The following is a 24,947-nucleotide window of genomic DNA, read 5'->3' as shown; positions in this document are numbered from 1 at the left end:
CCGTCAGCAACCCGGTGGCCACGTCGGACCTCCGTGTGGGCGGGGCCGCCCGTCCCGAGCCGTACCCGGTCGGTGGCTCGCTGGCTCCGGGTGGCAACGCGGCGCCAACCCGGGGCGGCGGCCCCATTCCCGCTGGAGGTAGCTCCTCTCCGACCGGCGGTGGTTCCATCCCGACCGCCGTTGGCTCGGTCCCGGCTGGAGGCGGCGCCTTACCGGTTGCGCGCGGCGGCTCCTCCCTGGCTGGGAGCGGCGCCTCCCCGATCCTCCCGCGTGCCCGGAGCCTCGCCGCTCCGACCGGCACGCACCCGACGGGCGGCTCCACCGTCGCGCGTGCCCGCCCCGCCGGTGACGCGGGCACCGCCGGCACAGCCGTAGCGCGCGCCGGTGGTCGTGGGCATCCGGTGGGCGCGGCCGGCCGGCGTCCGATCGGCGGCACGTCCCCGTCCGGCGCACCCGGTGCCACCGGGGGCGGCCCGGGAGACGCCGGCATCGGGTCGGCGGCGGCCGGTGCCGCCGAACTGGTGCGGTTGCTGCGCACCGGCGCGGCCGGCCGGCCGTTGGTGCGGCCCACCGATGCCGGGCCGACCGTGAGCAACCCGGTGGCCGCGTCCGAACTGCGGGTGCTGGGCGGGTCGTCGTCGCCGATGGGCGCGCCGGACCCCACCGGTGCCGTGTCGCCGACCCCACCAGCGCCGTCGGTGATCGAGCGGGCGGCTCCCGTGGCGCGGGTGGCGCCGCAACCGGCTCCGCGTCAGGTCGACCGGCCGACACCGCGCCAGCGCTGGGAGGCAGCGGTCGCGGCACGGCCGCTGGAGTCACCGCGCGAGCTGCCGTCGGCGCTGCGGCGGATGGCGCAGAGCATCGTCGGACGCGCGGCCGCCCCGCGGTACACCACCGGTCCGGCCACCCGGCACGCGTTGGGGGCCGCGGGCGCGCTGGGTGCCACGACCGGCTCCGTCGTTCACCTGCCGGCCGCGCCCACCACCGCACCGTCGTCGGTGTCGGTGCTGGCCCACGAGCTGACGCACGCCCGCAGCCCGGTCAGCCGTCCCCGCTTCTTCCTCGGCCGCCACACCGCCCACCTCGACGACGACGAGCGCCGCGCGCTGGCCGCCGGCGCCTCCATCCTCGGCGGCTCCCACGGCCCGGGCGAGACGTTCTCCGCCGGCGGGCTCCCGGGCATGGCCCCGGCCGGTGTCCTCGGTGGACAGTCGCCTGGAGTGGCCGGAATGCTCGGGTCCGGCGGCTCCGGCGCACTGGGTGGCACCTTCGGCACCACCTCACTCGCCGGCCTCGCCAGCGCCGGCCGCGCCGGCCTCACCGGTAGCGGCACGACCGGTGCCGGCCTCACGGGTTCTGGCCTCACGGGTTCTGGCGCCGTCGGCGCAGGCCTTGCCGGGGCTGGCCTCACCGGCGCCGGCCTCACCAGCGCCGGCCTCACCGGCGCCGGCGTCACCGGTGGCGGCCTCGCTGGTACCGGCCTCGCCGGTGGCGGCCCTGCCGGCGCCGGCCTTCCCGGCGGCCTCGGCGGCATGGTGTCCGGAGCCGGTGGCACCGACGGGCTGCCCGGCGCGCTGGGCGCGGCCGCCCGCGACGCGGCCGGTGACACGACCGGGGTGGCGGCGGGAATCGTCGACGGGCTGCCGGTCGGCGGGGGAGTGGGCGCCGTGGCCGACCTCGCCACGAGCACGGCGCGGCAGACCGTTCTCGCCGCGATCCCCGGTGGTCAGCTTCCGTCGTTCCCAGGCACGTCCGGCGGCGGGTCGGATCCGACCGGCTACCCGGGCGGCATGGGCGACCCGGCCGGTTCCGCGGCCGGCGGAGGTTACACGGGCGGCGGAGGTTACGCGGGCGGCGGAGGTTACGCGGCCGGCGGCTTCGGAGGCGGCTTCGGAGATGGCGGCTTCCAGGGCGGCGGCGTCGACGGCGGCACGGCGAGCGGTGCGGGCGGCGGGTTCGCGCCCGGCGGAGCGGGCGGCGGCGGCTTCGCCTCCGGCGGGGGCTTCGCCTCCGGCGGGGGCTCTGTCTCGGGCGGCGACCCGGGTGCCCACGGCGGCGGCGGCGCGGGCGGCCAGTCCGGAGCCGGTACCGGGGGCCGTCCCCAGGGCGCTCCCGGTCTCGCGTCCCTGGGCGGAGACGTGCCGCACACCGGCGCGATCGACACCGACCGCATCGTGGAGATGGTCGAGGAACGGCTTCTACGGGAGATCGAGCGGCGCGGTGGGCGCTGGGCGGGGGTGTTCTAGATGGCCGGCCCGGAGAAGGCCTATCTCTTCACAGAGAAGGGCGACAAGTTCGAGTGCCTGTTCAACCCTGCTGAGCTCACCATCACCAAGAGCAACACCTGGCAGGTGCCCGAGAGCAAGGGACGCAACTCGCCCGAACTGCGGTTCCAGGCCGGCCAGCCGGGAACGCTGAGTCTCAGCCTGATGCTCGACACCACCGACCGCGGCAGCGACGTCACGGAGTACACGAGCAAGCTCCTGGACCTGATGAAGGTGGACCCCTCGATCGCCGGCGCCGACAAGGCGCGCAACAACGCCCGGCCGCCGTGGGTGGAGTTCCACTGGGGGAAGCTGCACTCGTTCAAGGCGATCGTCGAGCGGCTGCAGATCCGGTTCACCTACTTCGCCAGCACCGGGATGCCCCTACGGGCCAAGGCCGACATGGTGCTCAAGCAGTTCAACGACGAGGAGTTCAAGCCGCTGCAGAACCCCACGTCCGGAACGCCGACGCTGCACACGGTCCACCGCGTCGTGCACGGCGAGACGCTCGACCGCATCGCCGCCGCGCACTACGCGGATCCCTTCAACTGGCGGCTGATCGCCGAGGCGAACGGGGTCATCGACCCGCTCGACGTGCAGCCGGGCACCGTGCTCGTGATCCCGGAGCTCCCGGTGCGGCGCCGTGGCTGAGAAGAGACTCGACGGCGTCGTCATCACCGCCGACGGGCGGCCGCTGCCGGCCGACCTGTACGGCAACCTGCAACTGGTACGCGTGGAGGAGTCCGTCCAGCTGCCCGACTACTTCTCCATCCACTTCGACGACCCGCACTTCGAGCTGTTCGACAAGGACCAGTTCACGCTCGGAACCCGCGTGGAAATCGCTTTCCGCGCCGAGGGCGACCCCGTCGTCGTCACGAGCGGCGAGATCACCGCGGTCTCCATGGAACCCGGCCGCGGCGGTCGCCACGAGCTCGTGCTCACCGGCCTCGACCTCACCCACCGCATGGCCCGCGCGCCGAAGAGCCGCAGCTTCCAGAGCGTCACCGACGGCGACGTCGCGAGCCGCATCGCGGGCGAGTACGGCCTCGAGCCCGACGTCGACGGCACCGGCGAGGTGCACGAGTACCTCTTGCAGGTGGCCGAGACCGACTACGCGTTCCTCCGGAGACGGGCCGCCCGCATCGGTTTCGACTTCTGGATCGCCGAGAAGACGTTCCATTTCAAGAAGGGCCCGCGCGCCGCGGGGTCGCCGCCGCCGTTGCGGTGGGGCGCCAACCTCAAGGGCTTCTCGGTGCGGTTCGCGTCGGGCGAGCGCTGCGACGAGGTCCAGGTGCGTGGATGGGACCCGCTGGCGAAGCGTGCGATCGTCGGCCGCGCGACGGAGGGCGAGCTGGGTACGGACGCTCCAGCCGGCGACGAGCTGAACGCCGCCGCGCAGAGGGCCTTCGGACGCACGCAGCGCATGGCCGGCTACTTCCCGGTGGCCGACCAGGCCCAGGCCGACGCGCTCGCCCAGGCCTTCCTGCTCCGGGCGAGCGGCACCGAGGTGGTGCTCCGCGGCGAGGCGGCCGGCGACCCGTTGCTCGCGGCGGGCGCGATGGCGAAGGTGGAGAACGTCGGCACCCGGCTCGCCGGCAACTACCGCATCACCAGCGTCGAGCACCTGTACGGCGCCGGCCGTCCGTACGTCACGAAGTTCGTGTGCGGCGGCAAGGAGCCGGCCGGGCTGGCCGACTACCTCGCGGGCGGGCACACGACCACCGGCGCGTCGAGGTCGTGGGGCGGGCTCGTCGTCGGCATCGTCACCAACAACAACGATCCCGAGAAGCTGGGCCGGGTGAAGGTGACGTTCCCGACGCTGTCGGCCGAGGACGAGAGCACGTGGGCCCGCGTGGCCACGGCCGGGGGCGGCCCGAAACGGGGAATCCAGTGGCTCCCCGAGGTCGACGACGAGGTGCTGGTCGGCTTCGAGCATGACGACCAGACCAGACCCGTGGTCCTGGGCGGGATGTGGAACCGCACCGACCAGACGCCCCTGCCCGACGCGGCCACGGGCGGAAAGATCAACGAACGCGGGATGGTGACCCGTATCGACTCGCGGCTGCTGTTCACCGACGAGCCGACCGCCTCGGTGCACCTGTCGCTCGGCGGCGAGAAGAACCTGCTCCACCTGGAGCAGAAGGAGTCGAAGCTCATCGGGGAGCAGAAGCTCGTCGTCGAGGCGACCGACATCGAGGTCACCGCGAAGAACAAACTGACCATCAACGCCGCGGAGATCGAGATCACCGCGACCGGTCAGATGACGCTGACCGGCAAGCCGATCAAGCTGAACTGAGGAAACAGTGGGACAACCCGCCGCGCGCCAGGACGACCAGGTCACCGGCACCGACATCCACCTGTGCGTGCCGCCCAGCGGCCCACCGGTGCCGACGCCGCTGCCGTTCGTCAGCCTGCTCAAGGTGGCGCTGTCGACCGACGTGTTCATCAACGGGCTGCCCGCCGCCACCCAGGACAGCATCTCCAACCACACGCCGCCGCACATCCCGCCGCCGCCGACGACGTTCAGCAAGCCGCCCACGAACCAGGGCAGGGTGCTCGTCGGCTCGCAGACGGTGCTGGTGAACAACAAGCCGCTGGCCCGTGTCGGCGACGCGGTGATGACATGCAACGACCCCGTCGACGCTCCCGTGGGCACGATCGCCTCCGGCTCACCGGACGTACTCGTGGGATGAGGCACGGCGACTTCATCGGCGCGGGCTGGAGCTTTCCCGCGTCGATCACCCCGGCCGGCACGATCCGGCTCATCACCGGCTCGGAGGAGATCGACGCGTCGATCCGCATGATTCTCTCGACGATTCCGGGCGAGCGGGTCATGCGGCCGGAGTTCGGGTGCCGCATGTGGAGCCTCATCTTCGCGCCGCTGACCGCCGGCACGCTCGGCCAGATCGAGCAGTACGTGCGCGAGGCTCTCGACCGCTGGGAGCCGCGCATCGACCTCGACCGCGTGGTCGCCGTGGCCGACCAGGAGTCGGCCGAGGTGAAGGTCGAGCTCGACTACCGGGTGAAGGCCACCAACGACGTCCGGAACCTGGTGTTCCCGTTCTACACGATCCCCGGGGAAGGGGGAGTGGCATGAGTCTTCCGTCTCCCAACCTGGACGACCGGCGCTTCCAGGACATCGTCGACGAGGCGAAGCGGCGCATCCCGCGGCACTGTCCCGATTGGACGGACCACAACGTCTCCGACCCGGGTGTGGCGCTCATCGAGCTGTTCGCCTGGATGACCGAGATGACGCTGTACCGGCTCAACCAGGTGCCCGACCGCATGTACGTGAAGTTCCTCGAACTCGTCGGCATCGAGCTGTTCTCGGCCGTCCCCGCGCGGGTCGACCTGCTGTTCAGCCTCACCGCGTCGCGGGCCGAACCGGTGCGGATCCCGGCCGGCACGCAGGTGAGCACCGAGCGCAGCTCCGACGGCGAGGCGGTCATCTTCCTCACCGACGACGACCTGCAGATCGTCGCCCCGCAGCTGATCGCGTGCCTGACCCACACCGACGACCGCTTCACCGACCACTGGGACGACCTGAGGCGGGAGGCCAGCAGCGTCAGGCTCTTCCCGACGCTGCGTCCCGACGAGGCCGTCTACTTCGGCTTCGCGGACTCCGCCGGCGGCAACCTCCTCAAGCTCGAGGTGAGGACCGGCCCGGAGGGCGCCGGCGTCGATCCCCGCCGCCCGCCGCGCGTCTGGGAGGCCTGGGACGGCCGCGAGTGGCAGAACGTGCGCATCCTCGACGACACGTCCGCCGGCTTCAACAGCCCCGGCGAGGTCACCCTCCTGCTGCCGCCCCGGCACCGTCCGCTCGCGCTGGGAACCCGCAGGGCGCACTGGATCAGGTGCCGCCTCGTGCAGGCGGCGGCCGGCCAGCCGGAGTACCGCAACCCGCCCCGGCTTGAGTCGCTCACCGCGCAGAGCATCGGCGGCGCGGTCGCCGCGCACCACGCCGAACCGGCGCCCGCCGAGCTCCTCGGTACCAGCACCGGCCGTCCCGGACAGGTCTTCACCGTGCGCCGCGCGCCGGTGCTGCCGCGAAGGGCCGACGAGACCGTGCGCGTGGTGCCGCCGCGGCACGACCGCACCACCCCACCCGAGGAGCAGGTGTGGTCGGAGGTCGCCGACCTCAGCGACGCCACCGTCGACGACCGAGTGTTCACGTGGTCCGGCGCCACCGGCGAGATCCGGTTCGGGCCGCAGGTGTTCGACCGCGAGGGCCGCGCCCGCCAGCACGGTGCCGTGCCGCCGGAGGACGCGCAGATCTACGTCACCGGGTACCGCTACGGCGGTGGCCGGCGCGGCAACGTCGCCGCGAACCGGCTCACGGTTCTGCATACGTCGATCCCGTTCGTGGCGAGCGTGACGAACCTCGACCCGGCGGCGGGCGGCGTCGACGCCGAGACCGTCGACAACGCCAAGGTGCGCGGACCGCTGTACCTGCGCGGCGCGCGACGCGCCGTGACGGCGGAGGACGTCGAGCGGCTGACCCTCGACGGCGCGCCCGGCGTCGCGCGGGCCCGCTGCCTCCCGCCGTCCCAGCCGGGCGAACCGGCCCGGCTGCTCGTGGTGCCGCGCATCGACGTCGCGCCCGAGGAGCTGACCCTCGACGACCTCGTCATCTCCAGGGACCTCCTCGAACAGATCAAGGCCTACCTGGAACCGCGGCGGCTCCTCACGATGCGCATCAAGGTCGAGCCCCCGCGCTACCAGGGGATCAAGGTCGTGGCCGAGGTCCGGGCGAGCGCCGGCGTGCGTCCGGAGACCGTGCGCGAGCGCGCCGAGATGGCGCTGTACCGGTACCTGAACCCGCTCGTGGGTGGACCGGGCGGCAACGGCTGGCCGTTCGGCATCGACCTGCGCCTCGGTGACGTGTACGGCGTGCTCCACGGCGCGTTCGGCGTGCAGGGTGTCGAGGCGGTGCACGTGTTCTCGGCCGACCTGCGGCGCAAGGTGACGCTCGACCAGGTCGACCAGCGCGCGAGACTGCGCCCCGAGGCGTTGTTCATGTCGTTCCAGCACAGAGTGGTCGTCCAGCAGTGAACGGCTGGCTGGTGCGGCAGCTCCCGCGCGTGATGGCCGAGGACCTGGTGCTGAGGGGCTTCGTCACGGCGCTGGAGGAGGTCGCGACCACGGTCCGCGATCGGGTCGACTCCGTCGAGCACCACCTCGACACCGGGCTCGCCGCGCCGGAGATGCTGGAGTACCTGGCCCGCTGGCTGGGCGTGGAGCTGGAGCCGACCGACCCGCCCGAGTACAAGCGCGCGCTGGTGCGCGAGGTCGGCCGGCTGCTCGGCTGGCGCGGTACCCGCTACGGCGTCGAGAGCCTGCTGGAGGCGGCCACCGGGTCGCGGGTCACGGTGACCGACACCGGTGGCGTGTACGGCGGCGACGACCCCGTGCCCCCGTCCGACCTGAAGGTCGTCGTGCAGCTCGACCACACCGGGCACCTCAGCGAGCGCCAGGTCCACCGGATCCTCGAGGCCGAACTGCCCCTGGGCTCCCAGGTGGAGCTCGACATCAGATTTCCTGGCGGAAAAGCATGACGACGGTGTCCTGCCCCGACTGCGGCGCCGCGGTCGACCCGAACCGCGACCAGCTGTGTGGTCAATGTGGATACCCGTTGATGTTCCTGCGCGAGCGTCCGGCCGCCGGCGACCCCCAGCAGTTCGGCGTCGCCCGCGCGCCCGGCGAACGCGACGTGCCCGGCCCGGCCGCCCACCCGATCCTGCTCGAACCGGTGGCGCCCGCGCCCCGGCCCGGCGTCGCCGAGATCGGCTGCCCGTCCTGCCACGAGATCAACCCGGCGACGCGCATCCGGTGCCAGCGCTGCGGCCAGGAGCTGCGCCCCGCACATCCGGGCCCGGTCGACCTCGGCCCGCTGCCGAAGCCCGCACGGAGCTGGACGTGGCTCGTGGTCCTGATCGCCGTGCTCGCGGTGGTCGCGATCGTCGCCGTGGTCGCGTTCGTCGTGCTGCGGGACCGGGAGGAGCCCGCCGCCCAGCCGAAGCCGGAGCCGGCGCTGATCCGCGTCGACTCGTCCGCGGTGACCGTCACCGCCTCCGCCGCCGACCCCGACACCGCCCTGTGGGGTCCCCAGCTCATCAACGACGGCGACCTGAAGACGGCCTGGCACAGCGGCGGACACCTGATCCCGACGAACGTCGGTGTCGAGGTGCGGTTCGCGTTCAACCGACCGGTCAAGCTGGCCCGGATCACGATGGTCAACGGGTTCGCGAAGAGTCCGGTCGACTACACCAACAATCAACGCATCACGAAGATGCGGATCAGGACGGAGAAGGGCGAGCGGGAGGTGCCGGTGGTCGACTCGGCCGACCCGCAGACGTTCGACCTCGACGGCGCCACCACGAAGACCGTCACGTTCGTCGTGCTGGCCACCGTGCCGGGCACCAGATTCAAGGACGTCTGCATCTCCGAGGTCATGTTCGACGAGCGGGTCTGAAAGGGGGTCCGACATGGCCGTGCCGCTGCGGGTGGAGCTCACCCCGGACCGGGTCGACGCTCAGCCGGGTGACGCGTTCGCGCTGCAGGTGAGCGTGCGCAACACCAGCGACGTGGTGGAGCACTACGGGCTGGAGCTGCTCGGCCTGCCCCAGAACACCGGCGCCCGGCTCGAACCCGACGTGATCAAGCTGCGGCCGGGGGAGACCGGGTCGGCGTCGGTGCGGCTGACGCTCGGCACCGACCCACCGGCGGTCGCCGGGATCTACACCGTCGGCGTGCTCGCCCGGTCGCGCTACCGGCCGGAGATCTCGCGCTGCGAGGAGTTGACCGTCGACGTCGCGGTGGTGCAGCAGGTCGGGCTGCAGGTGGCGCCCGAGGTCGCGATCGGCAAGCGGTCGGCGAAGTATCAGGTACAGGTCGTCAACAGCGGCAACGTGCCGGTACGGCTGCTGCTGGCCGCCACCGACCCGGAGCGCCGGGCGAAGGCCCGGTTCAACCCGCCCGCGCTGGCGCTGCAGGCGGGCGCCAGCGAGAGCGTCGCGCTCGCCGTGCGCGCGCCGGTGCCGTGGAGCCAGGAGACGCAGCGCGCGCTGAAGATCGAGGCCGGCGGCGACGGGGCGTACGGCGCCGTCGCCGCGACGTTCCTGCAACGGCCGCGGTTCGCGTCGAAGCTGGCCCGGATCGGCGGCGCGGTCGCCGCCCTGGGCATCATCGCCGGCGCGATCCTGGGATCCGCGCTGATCGCGCGGGCCGTGAACGAGCCCGACCCGGAGCCCAGCGGGTCGGTCGCCGCCGCTCCGCAGACGCAGGGCGGCGACCCGGCGAAGCCGGCCCTGCCGTCGTCGCCCGGCGCGTCGTCGCCGGGGGCCGCCTCGTCACCGGGGTCGGCGGCGCCGTCGGGGTCCAGCGGGCCGGCGGTGGCGCCGGGCACCGGCGTCAAGGAGGTCGACCTGACCCGCGGCGGCGCCGGTGTCGTCGACAGCGACGCCTTCCGCGGCGACGGGCTGATCGTCAGCGGCAACCCCGACCAGGGCGGCGACGCGGCGTGCGTCAACGCCACCGCGCTGGCCGTGCGCGGCGCCGACGCCGCCACCCGGTTCCTGGCCTCGGCCCTGGCCGACAAGCCCGACCAGTGCAACACCGCGCCCATCCAGATCCGCTTCCTGACCAGGGCGTCGAAGGTCGAGCTGGTCTACGTCGGTCCGGGCGACCGGAAGATCGAGGTCAACTTCAAGGACTACAGCCGCATGACCGTCACCGGCTCCTCGGTGACCGACGACGGCAGCCACGGCGGCATCGACTTCATCGTGGTGAGCGGCGCGAGCACCGGCGCCCCGGTGGCGCCGGCCGTCAAGGCGGTGAAGTTCATTCCGTTGAGTGGGTGAGCCACGCGGGGAGGCGGTCGAGGCAGTCGTCCCAGCCCTGCGCGTGGCTCTTCGCGGCCTCGTCGTCGACGAACCGTTCGTGCCGGAGGACCAGCCGGGTGCCGTCGGCCGTCGGCGTCAGCTCGACGGTGACCAGGGTCTCGGCGTCCTCCCCGTCCCAGAGCCAGGTGAAGACCAGCCGGTGCGGCGGCTCGACGGCCACGTACTCGCCGCTGACGGCCATGCCCACCGCCGGCCCGTCGATCCGGTACCGACCGCCGACCCGCAGGTCGACCTCGACGGTGGGGTCGAACCGCCGCGGCCAGAACCACGCGGTCAACGCGGCCGGGTCGGTCATCGCCCGCCACACCCGCTCCACCGGGAACGCCAGGGTGCGGTCGATGGTCAGATCGGTCATGACTCCCCCTCGAGGTAGCGCTCGAGGGAGTCGACGCGACCCGTCCAGAACCGCCGGTAGTGGTCGATCCAGCCGGCGGCGCCGGCCAGGGGATCGGGCCGCAGCGTGCAGACCTGCGCCCGTCCGACCTTCGTGCGGGTGAGCAGGCCGGCCCGCTCCAGCACCGTGATGTGCTTGCTGACCGCCACCAACGACATCGGCAGCGGCTCCGCGAGCGCCGCGATGGTGCGCGGCTCGCCGGCGAGGGTGTCGACGATCGACCGCCGCGTGGGGTCGGCCAGCGCCGAGAACGTGAGATCAAGGTTAACCACCTGGTTAACCTAACGCATACGCTCGCGAGCCGGCAACCGCTGGGACGAGCCCGACCACGAGGGTTTCGGGGCGGGCACCTTGCGGAGCGGAGCTCGACGCTTCACTCCGCGGAGCAAGGTGCCCGCCCCGAAACCACCAGCGGGCGGTGAGGTCCTATGCGGCGGCGAGGGTCACCGGGAGGGCGAGGGCGTTCGTGCGGGCGAGGCGGCTGTTGAGCGTCCCCCGCTCGGCGATCTGCTGGTAGTACGCCTCGCGCCGGCGGGCGACGCACCCGCTCGCGCGACCGGGCTGGCCGGCCAGCTCCGGGTCCAGATGGGTGTTCAACCCCTCGCGGAGCAGCACCAGCGCCTCGGCCCGCAGCTGCGACACCCGCGACTCGGTGACGCCCAGCTCGGCGGCGATCTCGGCCATCGGCCGCTCGTGGAAGAAGTACCCGGCGACGACGTGCCGCAGCCGGTCGGGCAGCGCCTCGATCGCGTGGTGCAGGTAGCCCACCCGCTCGCGCTGGAGCAGCAGCTCCTCCGGTCCCGGTGTGCGCTCGCGCACCATGTCGTCGGCGGTGCCGGGCGCGAAGCCCTGCAGGCTCAGGACGACGGCGCGTTGAACGTCCTCGTCGACGGCGGTGATCTCGTCGACGGCCACGCCGAGCGCCTCGGCCAGCTCCGCCGGGGTGGCGGCCCGGCCGAGGGCGGCGGTGAGCTGCTGCTGCGCGGTCTCGATGCGGCGGGCCCGGCTGCGCACCGAGCGGCTGGCCCAGTCGAGGCCGCGCAGCTCGTCGAGGAGGGCGCCCCGGATGCGGACGGTCGCGAAGCTGCCGAACGGCGTGCCCCGGTCGGGGTCGTAGCCCTTCGCCGCCGCCGCGAGCGCCGCCATGCCGGCCGACACCAGATCCTCGCGGTTGACGTGCGCCGGCAGGCGACTGGCGAGCTCGCGTACGAGGTGCCCCACCAGCGGCAGGTGGGCACGGACCAGATCCTCGACTTCCCGGTCCGTGGCCACGACGTGCTGGGGGCGCGACGGAGCAGAGGTGACGGTAGGAGCGGTCATCGGATCCCCTCGTGTAGCTGGCCCCTGGATCAGGGACAACGTGCCGACACGAGAAAGACTCAACTACTTCAGGTGCTCACACAGTCACGTTCGGTTGCTAGTCGGTTGCATCCTGGTGGAAGTCCTCAGGATCCGGGGCAGCCCGGTGAGCGGCGAAGAGTACCCGCCAGATGCGCCCGGTAAACCGTATTCGCGGCATATGCGTGGCGACTTGCCTTTTAAACCTGAAAGAGCTAGGAAAGCAGCCCCGGAAACAGTAGCGCCAGCTGCGCCGGATACGTGGCGATCAGCCGGAGTTCGTCGTCGGTCAGCGGCCGTCCGGTCTGTGCGTTGCACAGCTGCACCAGCTGGAACGACAGCTCCTCGTCGGGTAGGTCCGCCAGACCGAGGGAGTCGAGCACGTGCCGGAACCCCGCCCGCCCGCCGTACTCGCCGGTGAGCACGACCCGGCCGCGCGTCGCGTGGTGATCGGCCGGGAACGGGCCCAGCGCGTCCTCGTCGTACAGCTCGTAGTTGCGGTGGTCCTTGAGCGCCCCGTCGGCGTGGATGCCCGACTCGTGCGCGAACGCGTTCACCCCGACTCCCGGCTGGTTGTACGGCAGCGGCTGGCCGAACGCGTACGACGCCCACAGCGCGAACCGGCGCGCCCACCCGAGGTCGAGCTTGTCGCCGACCTCCACCCGGTCGTGCACGCCGAACCCGTGCCGCAGCGCCAGGATGCACGACAGCAGGTCGGCATTGCCCGACCGCTCGCCGATCCCGTTGACGCACGTGTTGATCCATACGTCTTGACCGGCGTCAAGTCCACCCAGCGCGCCGGCGACCGAGTTCGCCACGGCCAGGCCGAGGTCGTTGTGGCAGTGCGTCTCGACCGTCGACCCGGTCGCGTCCGCCAGGGCGGCGAACCGGTCGCGGATGCGGAACGGGGTGTCGCCGCCGATCGTGTCGCAGTAGCGCAGCCGGTCGGCGCCGGCCTCCCGCGCGGCGAGGGCGAACTCGGTGAGGAACGCGTCGTCGGTGCGCGACCCGTCCTCCGCGTTGACGCCGACCGTGCGGGCGCCGCCGGCCTTCGCCGCGCGCACGGCCTGCTGGGTTTCCCTGATCAGCGCGTCGCGGTCCAATTTTCCCTTGAACTTGTTCTGGAGCATCTGATCGGATGTCGAAATCGACAGGTTGTAGTGCGACAGGCCGAGCGGCGCCGCCTTCTCGACGTCGGCGACCACGGCCCGGCACCACCCCGACAGGCGCAGGTCACCGAACGCGCCGACCTCAGCGAGCGCCACCTGCGCGCGGACGTACGGCACCTCGTGGAACAGGAACGGGAACCCGATCTCGGACTGCATCACCCCGAGCCGGCCCAGGTAGAAGTTGACCATCGTCTTACCGAACTTCGACAGCCCGGTACGGGCCGTCTGGACGCCGTCGCGGTTGGTCACGTCGAGAAAGTGGATGCGTGGCATGCGCACAGGTTGACACTGACGGCCTCATATGGTCAATGTTGATGAAAATCAAGTGCAGAGGGGACGCACGTGCCGGACGACCTGCTACATCGCTGGTTGACCGCCGACCAGGCCGCCGAGCGGCTGGGGGTGAAAACCGCCACGCTCTACGCCTACGTGTCGCGCGGGGTGCTGCTGCGCCGCAAGTCGGCCGAGGGGCACAGCCTCTTCGACCCGGCCGAGGTCGACCGGCTGGCCCGCCGCGGCCGACCCCGCCGGCAGGCCGGCACGTCGGAGGTCACGATCGCCTCGCGCGTCACCACCCTGGGGGAGGACCGGCCGTACTTCCGTGGCCACGACGCCCTCGGCCTGGCGGTCAACCACTCGTTCGAGGAGGTGGCCGACCTGCTCTGGGACGACGGAGGCGGCTCGTGGGACGCGCCGGCGGAGGCGGTCGCGCTCGCCCGGGCGGCGCAGGCCGGGCTGCCCCCCGACGTGCTGCCGATCGAGCGCCTGCAGGTCGCGGTGCCGATCCTCGCGGTCCTCGACCCGCTGCGGCACCACCGCGACCCTGACACCGTGGCCACGATCGGCCGGTCGTTGGTCGTGGGGCTCGTCGAGTGCCTGCCGGCCGCGATCGACCCACCCGCCGGGCCGGTCGGCGGGTGCGTCGCGGCCCGGCTGTGGCCGCGGATCACCGCCCGGTCTACCGACGACGTGCTGCTCGGGGCGCTCGACATCGCCCTGTGCCTGCTCGCCGACCACGAGCTGGCCGCCTCCACGCTGGCCGCCCGGGTCGCCGCCTCCGTGCGGGCCGACCCGTACGCCGTGGTGCTCGCCGGCATCGGCGCGATGGGCGGCTCGCTGCACGGTGGCGCGTCGCTCGCCGTCGAGTCGCTGCTCGCCGAGATCGGGGAGCCGGCGAACGCGGGCCGGGTCATCGGCCAGCGGCAGCGGCGCGGGGAACGGGTCCCGGGCTTCGGTCACGTCGTCTACCGGGACCGCGACGGGCGCGCCGACACGCTGCTCGACGCGCTGCGCGGCGCCGGCGTGCCGATGGACCTCACCGACGCCGTGCTCGCCGAGGCCGGGCGGCGCGGGCTGCCCGCGCCGAACATCGACCTCGCCCTGGGCGCGTTCTCCCGGGCCGCTGACATGATCACCGGCGGCGGCGAGGCGATCTTCGCGATCGCCCGCACGGTCGGGTGGCTGGCCCACGCGGTCGAGGAGTACGAGAACCCCACCCGGCTGCGCCTGCGCGCCCACTACACCGGCTGACCGACCTTCCGGCGCTTCTTCGCGTACATCTCGAGGTCGGCCTCGTGCAGCAGCGTGGTCAGGTCGGTGCCGGGTCCGGCGGTCGCCATGCCGATGCTGACGCCCACACTCACCACCGTCGCCGTGCGGTCCGGGCCGAGCTTCACCGGCTCCGCCACCGCGTCGGCGAGGCGACGGACCAGGTCGGCCGGATCGGCCGGCGCGGTCCGCAGCAGGACCGCGAACTCGTCGCCACCGAGGCGCGCGACGGTGCCGGCGTCGCGCACGCAGCGCGACAGCCGCAGCGCGACCGCCTGGAGCAGCTGGTCACCGGCGTGGTGGCCGTGCTGGTCGTTGACGGGCTTGAAGCCGTCCAGGTCGAGCATCAACACGGTCGGGGTGTCGCCGGCGGCCAGCGCGGCCCTCAGCCGGTCGAGGAACAGGGTCCGGTTGGCGAGGCCGGTGAGGGCGTCGTGGTAGGCGAGGTGACGCAGCCGCTCGCCCAGCGCGTCGCGCTCCTGCACCGCCCGCTGGAGCACGTCCTTGGCCTCGGCCAGCTCGTCGACCTTCGCGTTGAGCCGGGCGACCAGGTCGTCGTTGTCGGCGAAGGCGGCCAGCTGGCGGGCCACGACCAGCGCCGACCCGAGCAGCGCCCCGCCGAGCACCACCCACGCCGACAGGCCCAGCCCCACGTCCATGAGCACCCACACCAGCAGCGCGTAGTTCGCCAGGACCGCGACGTACGGCATCCGGTTGTAGGACCGGTCGACCCCGGCCGGTGCCGCGGTCGCCGTCGACGACTGCACCCACTGGACCCGCAGCCCCGCGACGAAGCCCACGTTCGACAGCACCACGATGCCGGTGTGCCACGACACGTGCCCCGACGAGATCATCGCCGCGGCCGTCGTCTCGTTGACCGCGTGCAGCACCGCGGGGACGGCGCCGACCGCCCCCGCCAGCCGCGTCATCGGCGCCGACCGCCCGAGCGCGAGCCGCACCACGCCGAACGCCACGACGACCATCGCCGCCGGCCCGACCAGCGCGCGCACGAGGTCGCCGGTCTCGGGCTGGTCGGTCGACGGACCGCTGAGCTGCCACACCAGCACCGCGACACCCACCATCACGGTGGTGACGTCGAGCCAGAACCGCACCCGCTCGCGTCCCGAGGTGATGCCCGACGGCGTGGTGAAGATCACGACGATCAGGAGCAGGGCGGCCAGCCCGAACAGCGTCAGCTGCGCCGGGGGCTCGGTGCGCGTGACGGTGTCCGGGTCCGCCGCCGAGTAGCCGAACGCGACCACGCTGCCGCCGGCGAAGAACAGCGCCGCGACGGCCATCACCCGCCAGAACCGCCGGCCGGACCGGGTGGTGGTCGGCAGGGCGGCGATCCGCCGGCTGAGCACGGCGGCGAAGACCTGCAGGATCAGCGAGACCAGCGCGGCGGCCGCACCGAGGACCCGGTAGGGCAGCAGGTCGAGCCCGAAGACGACCAGCACACCGATCGTCGTCGTGGCGACGGCGATGATCCCGCGGTCGCGGGACAACGCGTCCATGCTCATGATCGCCTTCATCCGAGGGGCCGGTTCGGACATCTGATCGGCACCCCGCTTGTGATCCTGAGTGTCAGCGCTTGCTCAGGCCCTTGTCGGCGTACATCGCCAGGTCGGCCCGGTGCAGCAGGACGGCCATGTCCTCGCCCGGCGAGGCCGTCGCCCACCCGAAGCTCGCCCGTACCCGCACCTCCGCGCGGCGGGCGCCCGTACCCACCCGCACCGGCTGGGCGATCACCAGCACCATCCGCTCCACGAGGTCGGTGACGCTCGTCCCCGGGTCGGTCAGCACCACGCCGAACTCGTCACCGCCGAGCCGGGCGACGGTGCCGCTGTCGCGGACACACCGCGACAGCTGCAGCGCCACCGCCTGGAGCAGCTGGTCGCCGGCGTTGTGGCCGTACATGTCGTTGACCGGCTTGAAGTCGTTCAGGTCGATGATCAGCACGGTGGGCAGCTCGCCGGCGGCCATCGCGGCCGACAGCCGTTCGCGGAACATCGTGCGGTTGGCGAGACCGGTGAGGCTGTCGTGGTAGGCGAGATGGCGCAGCCGCTCGGCGAGGCCGTCGCGTTGCAGCACCGCCCGCTGCAGCACGTCGCGGGCCTGCGCCAGCTCCTCGACCTTGGCGTTGAGCCGGGCGAGCAGGTCGTCGTTGTCGGCGAACGCGGCCAGCTGACGGGCCACCACCAGCCCCGATCCGAGCATGGCTCCGCCGAGCACCACCCAGGCACGTAGCGTGAGGCCCTCGTCGAGCAGCGACCAGACCAGGAGCCCGTAGCTGGCGGCGACGGCGACGTACGGCATCCGGCTGTGCAGGCCCCGGTCGCCGCGGTGCCGGTCGGCGCCGCCGGTGCGCACCTCGCCCAGCTGCAGGAGCAACGCGGCGACGAGAGCCAGGTTGGCCAGCATCCCGAGCGCCGAGGACCAGGACGGGTGCCCGCTGCGCGCCAGCGTCTCGGACATGCCGGCGTTGATGCTCGCCAGCGCCGCGGCCACCGCCGCCAGCATGCCGGTGTGGCGGGAGAACAGCGCGTTGCCGCCGAGCGCGAGCTTGATCAGTCCGAACGCGACCACCATGAACGACGCCGGCCCCACCAGCATCTTGACCAGGTCGGCCGGGTCGGGATGCCGGACGGCGTGGTCGCCGAGCTGCCAGGCGAACAGCCCGACGCCGACCATCACCACGGTGGCGTCGAGCCAGAACCGGGTGCGGTCGCGCCGGCCGGCGATCCCCAGCGGGGAGGCCGCCATGGCCACCGTGAGGAGCAGCGCGCCCGCGCCCTGGAGCAGCATCATCGCCGCGGTGCCGGTGATCACCCGTGGGTCGCGTGGTGACACCACCGCCACGCCGAGCTGCACGAGGCTGCTGGTCGTGAACGCCGCGACCGCGGCGCCGACGAGCCGGTAGAACCGGCGTGCGGCCGATCCGGACGTCGGCAGCCCGGCGATGACGAAGCACAGCCACACCGCCACCACCTGCACCGCCGAGACCGACGCCCAGGCGACGACGCCGAGGGCCGGCACCGGAACCAGGCCGGGCCCGTGCACGAGCACGATGACCAGCGCGCCGACGCACACGGCCAGCAGCCCGCGATCGACTCTGCTCATGATCACCATTCGTCCGGAGGGCGAGGTACCCGACCATCGGCCGCACCCGGACGGTTCTTAAGACAACAGATCGGCCGGCAACGCGGCGAGGGGTTCCGGGCCGACCGGCAAGAGCCGCGGTCGCATCGGCCCGGGCCCGCCTCGGCGGGGGCTCCGCGCCGTCGGACCGGCCCGCCCACGCCGGGGCGCCGCAGCTCCGCGGCCGGCTGATCGGCCGTGATCACCGTGTCCGCCTACCACGTGACCGGGCTCCCCGGTCGTTGTGGAAAGGTTGTAGGGCACATCCGCGAACCGAGGAGCCTTTCTAGATGTCCCCGATCCCCGACGACGACGACGCCATCAGCTTCGCCGACCTCAACCTGCGGCCGGAGCTGCTCAAGGCGCTGACCGGGCTCGGGTACGAGGAGCCCACGCCGATCCAGCGTGAGGCCATCCCCCCGATGATGGCCGGCACCGACCTGCTCGGACAGGCGGCCACCGGCACCGGCAAGACCGCGGCGTTCGCGCTGCCCATCCTCGAACGTCTCGCCGCCGAGCGGGGCGCCACCGAGTCGCGGGCGCCGATGGCGCTCGTGCTGGTGCCCACCCGGGAGCTGGCGGTGCAGGTCTCCGAGGCGATCCACAAGTACGGCCGTGACCTCGGCGCCCGCGTCGTGCCGATCTACGGTGGCCAGCCGATCGGCCGGCAGCTGCGGGCCCTGGAGTACGGGGTCGACGTCGTCGTCGCCACGCCCGGCCGGGCGCTGGACCACATCGGCCGCGAGACGCTCGACCTCAACGATGTCAAGATCGTCGTGCTCGACGAGGCCGACGAGATGCTCGACATGGGCTTCGCCGAGGACATCGAGGCGATCCTCGAGCAGGCACCGGCCGAGCGGCAGACCGTGCTGTTCTCGGCCACGATGCCGCCGCGCATCGAGTCCATCGCCGGCGCGCACCTGCGCGAGCCGGTGCGCATCCGGATGGGACGGGCCGCGCCCGAGCCCGGCGAGGCCCCGCTCGTCCGGCAGAGCGCGTACGTGGTGCCGCGCTCGTACAAGCCGGCCGCCCTGGGCCGCATCCTCGACATCGAGGCGCCGGCGGCGGCGATCGTCTTCTGCCGGACGCGCGACGAGGTCGACCACCTGACGGAGACGCTCAACGGCCGCGGCTACCGCGCCGAGGCGCTGCACGGCGGCATGGGCCAGGAGGCCCGCGACCGGGTGATGAGCCGGCTGCGGTCGGGCACCGCCGACCTGATCGTCGCCACCGACGTCGCCGCCCGCGGCCTCGACATCGAGCAGCTCACGCACGTGGTCAACTACGACGTGCCGTCGGCGCCGGAGTCGTACGTGCACCGCATCGGCCGGGTCGGCCGCGCCGGCCGCGAGGGTGTGGCGATCACGCTGGCCGAGCCGCGCGAGCACCGCATGCTCAAGACGATCGAGCGGGTCACGCGCCAGCGCATCGAGGTGCTGAAGGTGCCCACGGTCGCCGACCTGCGCACCCGCCAGCTCGAGCTCACCCGCGCGGCCGTCCGCGAGACGCTTCTCCAGGACGCCGAGAACGGCGGGCTCGACCGGTTCCGCATGGTCGTCGAGACGCTCACCGACGAGTTCGACATCCTCGAGGTGGCGCTCGCCGCGGTCAAGCTGGTCCACGAGACCAACGGCATGACCGACGACGACGAGGAGATCCCCGACGTCCAGCTGCGCGCCGGTCCCCGCACCGACCGTCCCCGCGACGGCGCCCGCGACTTCCGCGACGGCCGCGAGCGGCCGGGCCGCCGTGACGGCGGGCCGGCCGGACCCGGTGGCCGTGGGCGCGCCGGCAATCCGGGCATGACCCGCCTGTTCATCGGTCTGGGCCGGCGCGCCGGCATCCGCCCGGGCGACCTGGTGGGCGCGATCACCGGCGAGAGCCGCCTGGGCGGCCGCGACGTCGGCGCGATCGAGATCGCCGACCGCTTCTCGCTGGTCGAGGTCCCCGACGCGGCGGCCGAGGACGTCATCGCCGCCCTGCGCACGGCGACGTTCAAGGGCAAGAAGGCCACGGTGAGGCGCGAACGCTTCTGACCCGGCTGGCCGGGCACGGACGAGGGTCGTCCGTGCCCGGTCGGCTCAGTAGCGACAGACGCCCATCGGGTGGATCTGTTCCAGGCGGGCCCGCTCCGCGGCGTTCGGGCGCCACGAGCCGTACACCCCCCGGGCGATGGCCACCGCCACCGGCTGGCGGTCGCAGGCGAACACGCCGCCCTCGATCGGACCGCCGGCCACCGTGCGTGACGTGCCGTACAGGGGGAAGTAGGCCGTGCACGCGCCGGGCGCACGCCGGTCCAGGATGCCGTTCCACACCGACGGGCCGCGCGCGATCTCGCGGCCCGACGTGTCGAAGCAGCGGTCGGCGGCGTCGGCGGGCCTGTTGCCCACCACGCCCCGCTGCGGGTGCGCGCGCAGGTTCGCCATCCACGTGTCGATCACGGCCAGGGCCTGCGGCGTCTGGTCGAACGCGACCGCGGGACGGGCGTCGGTGAACCAGATGACCTGGTTGTCGGCCCGGCCGTCGAAGTCGAGCATGCGCTTGCGGCTGGCGAAGGACTGGTGCGCGTTGTGCATGTCCAGCTCCTCCTCCAGGTAGTGCCGCCAGTCGATCACGGGGATGTCGATGTCGCCCCGGAAGACCAGCCCCGAGCGCAGGGAGGCGGCGATGGCCTGCCGGTCGCCGGTGGTGCGCGGAGCGGGGTCACCCAGGCGCATGTTCCGCGAGCTCCACGGGTCGAACTGGGCCGGGTCGGCGCACGTGGCGGGAACGAACGGGCAGCCCTCCGGCACCATGTCGCGGGCGGCCTTCCAGCTGCCCACGCGCGCGTTCAGGTCGAGGAACTCGGCCGGTGTGATGTTGCCGTCGCGCAATGCCGTCAACCCGTACTGCACCCCCACGTTGTCCCACGCCGAACGGGCGTAGCCGTCGGGGCCGGTGCCGTAGATGGTGCGCAGGTCGTCCCAGTGCGACCACTCGACGGTGAGCATCACGCCCGGCGGGTCCATGCGGGCCCACAGCGGGTCGGGCTGCTGCCAGGTCGGGTTCAGGGCCAGCGGGGTGAGGCCGCGCCAGCCCTCGACGCACTCGGTCGACCCCGGTGCGCCGCCCCTGTACGGGTTGACGACGGTGGCGCTGGCGTTCATGCCGATCAACCACGTGCGGTTCTCCCAGTTGCGCCACTTCGGGTTCGCCGCGTCGGTGACGTCCATGTAGTACTCGAGCAGTTCGCAGTCGCCCACGTGGATGGTCTGCGTGACCATGTCGGGGTAGGAGTACTGCGGGATCGCGGCGTCGATCACGCGGGTCCCGTAGTTCTGCACGTAGATGTACTGCTGGATTCCGCCGCCGGAACCGCCGACGCCCACCGTGTACAGCGGCACGCCGTGCTTCTCGACGAACAGTTCCTTGAGCATCAACGCGGTCTCGCCGCCGAGGATCAGGTTGTAGTGCGTGTCGGTGCGGGTGCCGGTGGAGTACATGACGGCGTACCCGCGCGAGAGGCCGTCGTGGTACAGGTGGCCCCCGGGCAGCCGGCCCTGGTCGTGGCCGATCGCGACGCCGCCGTCGAACCGGTAGACCGCCTTCCGGTTCCACCCGTCGACGAGCATGGTGATCGCGTAGACGAAGCGGTTGCTGGTGCCGCGCTCGCGCCGGATCACGTAGTCGACCGTGCGGCCGTCGCTCGTCGTGGTCCGGGTCAGGTCGGCCGGTCGCGATCCGTCGGCGGGCATCGGTTTGAACTGGCCGTCGGACGCGCGGTAGAGAAGATCGGTGACGGACCGCGCTGAGCAGTCGCGGCTCCACCCGCCGGTGACCCGGTAGCCCTGCCCGTCCTGGTTGTCGACGAGGGGTTCGCCGAGGCCGGCCTGCTCGGTGCGGCACAGGAACGGGTACTGCTTCGGCCCCGAGAACACCGGCCCGGCGGCCGGGTGGTTGCGCACGATCAGGATGGCGTCGGGTTTCCGGGACACGTGAGCGCGCAGCACGTTGGTGCCCTCGCGCATCCCGGTGACGAGGCCGGTCGGCGGGCTCCCCGTGAACGCGCCGGTGACGTCCGTCCCGTTGAGCGTGACCCGCACCCGTTCGCGGGTGTTGACGCGTACGAGCGCGTCGCCGCCGGTCACCTGGTCGGCCCGGCTCGACAGCACCTCGATGAGGGCGGGGCCACCGTGACGGTCGTCCGGCGCGTTCCGCGCGGCGGCGGCCGGGGTGGCGGCCGGGGTGGCGACGGTGAGAACGGCTAGCAGAACGGCGACGGCGGGCGCTGCTCTCATGGATCTTCTCCAATGGCCGGCGGTGCCACGGACGATCCCACGCCGTTGTTCCGATGTCGAGAGGTGCGGGGTGGCACGAACGCGGGATTACCCGGCCGCCGCCTCCCGGCACCATCTGTGGTAACGAAGGAGGCAGGTCATGGGTAGGAACGCACGCACGGCACGCACGGTGATCGCCGTAGCCGCTCTGGTCGGTGCTCTCGGTGCGATGACGGCGTGTGGTTCGAAGCCCGCCTGGCGCAACGCCGACGGCTCGCCGGCCGCGCCGGACACCAAGGAGGTCGCGGCCACGGTCGCCGCGCCGGCCAACGGTGCCACCGACGTGTCGACGGCCACCGAGATCGGGTTGGCCAACGCCAGGCCCGGCGCCACGGTGACCATCACCGACGCGGCCGGCGCGACCGTTCCGGGCGCGATGCGCGCCGACGGGCAGACCTGGATCCCCGCGACCCAGCTCAAGTACGCCACCACCTACACGGTGACGGTCACCGGCAGCGACGACGCCGGCAAGTCCACGTTCACGACGATGGCCAAGCCCGGCAAGACGATCAACGTCAGCACCACGATGGCCGACGGGAAGACCTACGGCGTCGCGATGCCGATCGTCGTGCGGTTCGGCAGCAATGTCGCGAAGGACCAGCGGGCCAACATCGAGAAGCGGCTGCTGGTGACCAGCGAGCCGGCCCAGCTCGGCGTGTGGCACTGGTTCAGCGACAGCGAGGTGCACTACCGGCCCAAGGAGTACTGGCAGTCGGGGACGAAGATCTCGGTGCGCCTGGCCACCGGCGGCCTGCAGCTCACCGGCAACGCCTACGGCGCCAAGGACGTCACGATCAACGCCACCATCGGCCGCAAGCTGGTCATGGAGACCGACGACGCCACCCACCAGATGACGGTCACCCAGGACGGTCAGCTCCTGAAGACGATCCCGGTGAGCCTGGGCAAGGCCAAGACCCCGTCGTCGAGCGGCGCCATGGTCGTCATGGACAAGCAGCGCAAGGAGCTGTTCAAGTCCACCGACCCGAGCGACCCGTACGAGGAGATGGTCGAGTACACCCAGCGCACGACGGTCGGCGGCGAGTACATCCACGCGGCCCCGTGGTCGGAGGACGACCAGGGCAAGCGCAACGTCTCGCACGGCTGCACCAACGTCTCGCAGGCCAACGCGATCTGGCTCTACAACCTGACCATCATCGGCGACCCGTACACGGTGAAGGGAACCCCGCGGAAGCTCCAGTGGGGCAACGGCTACACCGACTGGGACCGCACCTGGGACGAGTACGTCAAGGGCAGCGCCCTCCCGGTCCCGGCCGAGCCCGCCCCCTCGACGTCCGCGTCGAGCCCGGCCCCGTCGGCGAGCGCGAGCACGACGAACTGACAGCACGTGCGGAAGCCCCCGGGCCGCCTCGGCGCCCGGGGGCTTCCGTGCGCCGGTCCCGCCCGCGGCGCCCTGTCCGTGCGCCGGTCCCGCCCGCCGCCCGCCCCTCGCTGTGTGCGTCGAGGTGGGGGAGGCGCCGTCGGGGTCGGGGGATCGGCCCGCACAGGGGGAGCACAACTGAACGGGCGGCGCAGGGTGACCGGGGAGTTGAACCGTCCGGTGTGAAGGTTTCCCGTGCTTTAGGCGGTTTGTCCTTATTGCGGTTAGCGTTCCGCCATGTCCTTGAGTACAAGCCGGGGCCGCCGCACCGGGTTCATCAGCGCCCTCGCCCTGGTGGCCGTCGCCGCCGTGGCGGCACCGGTGGACGCGTCGAGCGTGACCCCCGTCGCGTCCTGGTCGATGAACGAGAGCCGCGGCGCGCGCACCATGGTCGACGGCACCGGGCACGGCCTGCACGGCTCCATCGGGCGGGAGGTGGGCACCGGCACCACCGTCAGCGGCAGCACCGGGTACCGCTTCGAGCGCCTCGAGCCCGACCGCCCGCCGGCGCGGCCCGGTCACATCGTGACGGTTCCCGACCACCGGGCCCTCGACCCCGGCGACCGGACCTACGTGGTGACCGTGCGGCTGCGCACGGTGTACCACTTCGGCAACATCGTCCAGAAGGGCCAGGCGACGTCGGCCGGCGGGAACTTCAAGCTGCAGATCCCCAGCGGACGGGTGGAGTGCCTGTTCCGCGGGTCCCGCGGCAGCCGCGCGGTGTTCGCCAGGACCCGGATCAACGACGGGCGGTGGCACACCGTCGAATGCGAGCGCGGACCCGAGGGCGTGACGCTGCGTATCGACGGGCGGACCGAGGCGCGGGCCTACGGATGGGTCGGGACGATCGACAACTCGTGGCCGCTCGCGATCGGCGGCAAGGTCGACTGCGACCAGGTCGACGTGGGCTGCGACTACTACGCCGGCGACATCGACCGCATCGACATCGGCACCCGCTGAAAGGGTGGTGCGGACGCCCCCGTGACGCCCGCACCACCCCGTGGTGTGCCTCCCCGGCCGGATCCGTGCCGCTAGCGCGTGATCCAGGTGGTGAGGACGTCGACCGTCTCTCCCACCCGGCAGCGCAACCGGAACGGCTCCTGTGGGATGACACGGATGGTGAAGCAACCCAGTTCATCGGTGGCGACGGAATCCGTGACGCCGGCCGCCGTCTGCACCTCGATCTCCGCCGTCGCCGGCGGCACGAGCTGCCCGATCAGGCCGGTGGCGGTGAGCTCCAGCTCGATCGTGATGTTGGCCGAGGCGAACGTGAGCGCCCGCAGGTCGGCCGTGGTCTGGGTGCGGGTCAGTGCCGGTTCGCGGTCTGCGTCGGTACTCGAGTCGTAGACCAGTGCCGCGAGTTCGGCGTCGATGGTGCGCCAGGCGAACGCCGCCTTGCCGGCGGCGATGAAGTCCGGCGGTACGTCGCCCTCCGCGTCGAGGGCCTCCTCCAGCAGTGCCAACAGCTCGTTGTCGTCTTCCCAGCGGGTTGCCGCCATAG

The 24,947-nt window shown here is 72.6% G+C and carries 21 protein-coding genes; 13 read left to right on the top strand and 8 right to left on the bottom strand.

Annotated features, from left to right (window positions below; translation table 11 throughout):
- Positions 1 to 401 precede the first annotated feature (401 nt).
- The 9 genes from Voc01_RS12010 to Voc01_RS11970 are packed head-to-tail and all read left to right on the top strand — an operon-like array spanning position 402 to position 10,123.
- On the top strand, positions 402 to 2,246 hold the full coding sequence (locus tag Voc01_RS12010; RefSeq protein ID WP_203927439.1) for an eCIS core domain-containing protein: 1,845 nt from the start codon (positions 402 to 404) through the stop codon (positions 2,244 to 2,246).
- Entirely contained in the window at positions 2,247 to 2,915 is a 669-nt protein-coding gene (locus tag Voc01_RS12005) for a CIS tube protein (RefSeq protein WP_203927438.1), read from the top strand.
- Positions 2,908 to 4,560 carry a VgrG-related protein gene (locus tag Voc01_RS12000; protein WP_203927437.1) on the top strand — a complete coding sequence of 551 codons (1,653 nt, stop codon included), beginning with the start codon at positions 2,908 to 2,910 and terminating at the stop codon, positions 4,558 to 4,560. The genes Voc01_RS12005 and Voc01_RS12000 overlap by 8 nt, the downstream gene beginning before the upstream one ends.
- A gap of 7 nt (positions 4,561 to 4,567) precedes the next feature.
- Positions 4,568 to 4,957 (top strand): PAAR domain-containing protein, encoded by a 390-nt coding sequence (locus Voc01_RS11995; protein ID WP_203927436.1) that lies wholly within the window; start codon positions 4,568 to 4,570, stop codon positions 4,955 to 4,957.
- Positions 4,954 to 5,361, top strand: a complete 408-nt coding sequence (locus Voc01_RS11990) for a GPW/gp25 family protein (RefSeq protein WP_203927435.1) — start codon at positions 4,954 to 4,956, stop codon at positions 5,359 to 5,361. Before Voc01_RS11995 ends, Voc01_RS11990 begins: the two co-directional genes overlap by 4 nt.
- A complete protein-coding gene (locus tag Voc01_RS11985; RefSeq protein ID WP_203927434.1) occupies positions 5,358 to 7,316 on the top strand; it encodes a putative baseplate assembly protein in 1,959 nt (652 codons plus the stop codon). The genes Voc01_RS11990 and Voc01_RS11985 overlap by 4 nt, the downstream gene beginning before the upstream one ends.
- Positions 7,313 to 7,819: a phage tail protein gene (locus Voc01_RS11980; RefSeq protein WP_239160126.1), complete on the top strand. Its 507-nt coding sequence runs from the start codon at positions 7,313 to 7,315 to the stop codon at positions 7,817 to 7,819. The genes Voc01_RS11985 and Voc01_RS11980 overlap by 4 nt, the downstream gene beginning before the upstream one ends.
- Positions 7,816 to 8,736, top strand: coding sequence for a discoidin domain-containing protein (locus Voc01_RS11975; protein WP_203927433.1), 921 nt, complete (start codon positions 7,816 to 7,818; stop codon positions 8,734 to 8,736). The genes Voc01_RS11980 and Voc01_RS11975 overlap by 4 nt, the downstream gene beginning before the upstream one ends.
- Positions 8,737 to 8,749: 13 nt before the next feature.
- Positions 8,750 to 10,123 carry a COG1470 family protein gene (locus Voc01_RS11970; protein ID WP_203927432.1) on the top strand — a complete coding sequence of 458 codons (1,374 nt, stop codon included), beginning with the start codon at positions 8,750 to 8,752 and terminating at the stop codon, positions 10,121 to 10,123.
- Here the strand turns inward: Voc01_RS11970 and Voc01_RS11965 are convergent.
- The 4 genes from Voc01_RS11965 to Voc01_RS11950 all read right to left on the bottom strand — a co-directional run bounded on the left by Voc01_RS11965 (position 10,104) and on the right by Voc01_RS11950 (position 13,339).
- On the bottom strand, positions 10,104 to 10,520 hold the full coding sequence (locus tag Voc01_RS11965; protein ID WP_203927431.1) for an SRPBCC family protein: 417 nt from the start codon (positions 10,518 to 10,520) through the stop codon (positions 10,104 to 10,106). The two genes, Voc01_RS11970 and Voc01_RS11965, sit on opposite strands and share 20 nt — an antisense overlap.
- Positions 10,517 to 10,831, bottom strand: a complete 315-nt coding sequence (locus Voc01_RS11960) for an ArsR/SmtB family transcription factor (protein WP_203927430.1) — start codon at positions 10,829 to 10,831, stop codon at positions 10,517 to 10,519. Before Voc01_RS11960 ends, Voc01_RS11965 begins: the two co-directional genes overlap by 4 nt.
- A 154-nt stretch (positions 10,832 to 10,985) precedes the next feature.
- Positions 10,986 to 11,879, bottom strand: coding sequence for a sigma-70 family RNA polymerase sigma factor (locus tag Voc01_RS11955; protein ID WP_203927429.1), 894 nt, complete (start codon positions 11,877 to 11,879; stop codon positions 10,986 to 10,988).
- Positions 11,880 to 12,112: 233 nt separating this feature from the next.
- Entirely contained in the window at positions 12,113 to 13,339 is a 1,227-nt protein-coding gene (locus Voc01_RS11950; protein WP_203927428.1) for a LeuA family protein, read from the bottom strand.
- A gap of 69 nt (positions 13,340 to 13,408) precedes the next feature.
- Here Voc01_RS11950 and Voc01_RS11945 point away from each other — a divergent pair, with 69 nt between their 5' ends.
- Positions 13,409 to 14,596, top strand: a complete 1,188-nt coding sequence (locus tag Voc01_RS11945) for a citrate synthase (RefSeq protein WP_203927427.1) — start codon at positions 13,409 to 13,411, stop codon at positions 14,594 to 14,596.
- Here the strand turns inward: Voc01_RS11945 and Voc01_RS11940 are convergent.
- Together Voc01_RS11940 and Voc01_RS11935 are read right to left on the bottom strand one after the other, a co-directional pair.
- Entirely contained in the window at positions 14,584 to 16,134 is a 1,551-nt protein-coding gene (locus Voc01_RS11940; protein ID WP_203927426.1) for a GGDEF domain-containing protein, read from the bottom strand. The genes Voc01_RS11945 and Voc01_RS11940 overlap by 13 nt on opposite strands.
- Positions 16,135 to 16,198: 64 nt before the next feature.
- Positions 16,199 to 17,734 (bottom strand): GGDEF domain-containing protein, encoded by a 1,536-nt coding sequence (locus Voc01_RS11935; RefSeq protein WP_203927425.1) that lies wholly within the window; start codon positions 17,732 to 17,734, stop codon positions 16,199 to 16,201.
- Between the two features lie 308 nt (positions 17,735 to 18,042).
- Between Voc01_RS11935 and Voc01_RS11930 the strand changes: the two genes are divergently transcribed.
- Complete coding sequence (locus Voc01_RS11930; RefSeq protein WP_203927424.1) at positions 18,043 to 19,788, top strand: DEAD/DEAH box helicase; 1,746 nt, start codon at positions 18,043 to 18,045, stop codon at positions 19,786 to 19,788.
- Positions 19,789 to 19,833: 45 nt separating this feature from the next.
- Here Voc01_RS11930 and Voc01_RS11925 read toward each other — a convergent pair whose 3' ends face one another.
- On the bottom strand, positions 19,834 to 22,029 hold the full coding sequence (locus tag Voc01_RS11925) for a DUF6351 family protein (protein ID WP_203927423.1): 2,196 nt from the start codon (positions 22,027 to 22,029) through the stop codon (positions 19,834 to 19,836).
- Positions 22,030 to 22,168: 139 nt separating this feature from the next.
- Here Voc01_RS11925 and Voc01_RS11920 point away from each other — a divergent pair, with 139 nt between their 5' ends.
- Complete coding sequence (locus Voc01_RS11920) at positions 22,169 to 23,407, top strand: L,D-transpeptidase (protein WP_203927422.1); 1,239 nt, start codon at positions 22,169 to 22,171, stop codon at positions 23,405 to 23,407.
- Positions 23,408 to 23,683: 276 nt separating this feature from the next.
- Entirely contained in the window at positions 23,684 to 24,406 is a 723-nt protein-coding gene (locus tag Voc01_RS11915; protein ID WP_203927421.1) for a LamG domain-containing protein, read from the top strand.
- Positions 24,407 to 24,477: 71 nt separating this feature from the next.
- Here the strand turns inward: Voc01_RS11915 and Voc01_RS11910 are convergent, their stop codons facing one another.
- Positions 24,478 to 24,945, bottom strand: a complete 468-nt coding sequence (locus Voc01_RS11910; RefSeq protein ID WP_203927420.1) for a hypothetical protein — start codon at positions 24,943 to 24,945, stop codon at positions 24,478 to 24,480.
- Between the last annotated feature and the right edge of the window lie 2 nt (positions 24,946 to 24,947).

Origin of the sequence: Virgisporangium ochraceum, from assembly GCF_016863655.1 — a bacterium.
Taxonomy (GTDB): Bacteria; Actinomycetota; Actinomycetes; order Mycobacteriales; family Micromonosporaceae; genus Virgisporangium; species Virgisporangium ochraceum.
Note: the sequence above shows the minus strand (reverse complement) of the source record. Positions and strands in the feature narration are given on the sequence as shown.

What these genes read in the sequence shown, in the direction of transcription:
- Voc01_RS12005 (WP_203927438.1), top strand. Translation starts at nt 2,247, where the DNA reads ATGGCCGGCCCGGAGAAGGCCTATCTCTTCACAGAGAAGGGCGACAAG.
- Voc01_RS11990 (WP_203927435.1), top strand. Translation starts at nt 4,954, where the DNA reads ATGAGGCACGGCGACTTCATCGGCGCGGGCTGGAGCTTTCCCGCGTCG.
- Voc01_RS11985 (WP_203927434.1), top strand. Translation starts at nt 5,358, where the DNA reads ATGAGTCTTCCGTCTCCCAACCTGGACGACCGGCGCTTCCAGGACATC.
- Voc01_RS11975 (WP_203927433.1), top strand. Translation starts at nt 7,816, where the DNA reads ATGACGACGGTGTCCTGCCCCGACTGCGGCGCCGCGGTCGACCCGAAC.
- Voc01_RS11970 (WP_203927432.1), top strand. Translation starts at nt 8,750, where the DNA reads ATGGCCGTGCCGCTGCGGGTGGAGCTCACCCCGGACCGGGTCGACGCT.
- Voc01_RS11965 (WP_203927431.1), bottom strand. Translation starts at nt 10,520, where the DNA reads ATGACCGATCTGACCATCGACCGCACCCTGGCGTTCCCGGTGGAGCGG.
- Voc01_RS11955 (WP_203927429.1), bottom strand. Translation starts at nt 11,879, where the DNA reads ATGACCGCTCCTACCGTCACCTCTGCTCCGTCGCGCCCCCAGCACGTC.
- Voc01_RS11950 (WP_203927428.1), bottom strand. Translation starts at nt 13,339, where the DNA reads ATGCCACGCATCCACTTTCTCGACGTGACCAACCGCGACGGCGTCCAG.
- Voc01_RS11940 (WP_203927426.1), bottom strand. Translation starts at nt 16,134, where the DNA reads ATGAGCATGGACGCGTTGTCCCGCGACCGCGGGATCATCGCCGTCGCC.
- Voc01_RS11935 (WP_203927425.1), bottom strand. Translation starts at nt 17,734, where the DNA reads ATGAGCAGAGTCGATCGCGGGCTGCTGGCCGTGTGCGTCGGCGCGCTG.
- Voc01_RS11930 (WP_203927424.1), top strand. Translation starts at nt 18,043, where the DNA reads ATGTCCCCGATCCCCGACGACGACGACGCCATCAGCTTCGCCGACCTC.
- Voc01_RS11925 (WP_203927423.1), bottom strand. Translation starts at nt 22,029, where the DNA reads ATGAGAGCAGCGCCCGCCGTCGCCGTTCTGCTAGCCGTTCTCACCGTC.
- Voc01_RS11920 (WP_203927422.1), top strand. Translation starts at nt 22,169, where the DNA reads ATGGGTAGGAACGCACGCACGGCACGCACGGTGATCGCCGTAGCCGCT.
- Voc01_RS11915 (WP_203927421.1), top strand. Translation starts at nt 23,684, where the DNA reads ATGTCCTTGAGTACAAGCCGGGGCCGCCGCACCGGGTTCATCAGCGCC.
- Voc01_RS11910 (WP_203927420.1), bottom strand. Translation starts at nt 24,945, where the DNA reads ATGGCGGCAACCCGCTGGGAAGACGACAACGAGCTGTTGGCACTGCTG.